Origin of the sequence: Pseudomonas sp. 51_B, from assembly GCF_017491595.1 — a bacterium.
GTDB lineage: Bacteria > Pseudomonadota > Gammaproteobacteria > Pseudomonadales > Pseudomonadaceae > Aquipseudomonas > Aquipseudomonas promysalinigenes.
On record NZ_JAFGYW010000335.1, the window covers coordinates 1 to 463 of the forward strand.

Below are 463 nucleotides of genomic sequence, written 5' to 3' on the forward strand. Positions count from 1 at the left end.
TCTTTGTCCAGTTGCGGCGTGGTGTCGCGGTCCTAGCCGAGAATGCCGAAGTTCTGCGCCCGCGCACTCTCCCCCACCACCAGCACCGTGCGGGATTTGCGTGGCTGTAGCTGCCGGTGGGGATTGCGCTGGGCATCTTCGCCGATCTTGATGAACGGCTGCTGCGCCGAGACCACTTGCTCTTGCAGATAACCACTGGATGCGCCGATGTAATTGCTCGGCACCAGCATCAGGCGAATTTCGTGGTGATTGCGAAACAGCGACGACAAGCCTTGATAGTTGGCCAATGCGACAACACCGATCACCGCTGCCGAGGCAACACTGACAATAACTTTGCTGAACAACTCGCGATGCCAGCGCCGATAACTGACCGGAACTTTCCACAACAACAAACACGGCAGGACACCCAGCAAGAGAATATAAGCAAACAACTTCAATGAGAGCAGATCACGCACTTCCGTGA

General features: G+C 56.2%; 1 pseudogene. It reads right to left on the reverse strand.

What is annotated here, in order from left to right:
* Window positions 1-35: 35 nt before the first annotated feature.
* A pseudogene (locus tag J5M56_RS25105) lies at window positions 36-463 on the reverse strand (phosphoethanolamine transferase domain-containing protein); the annotation flags it as partial.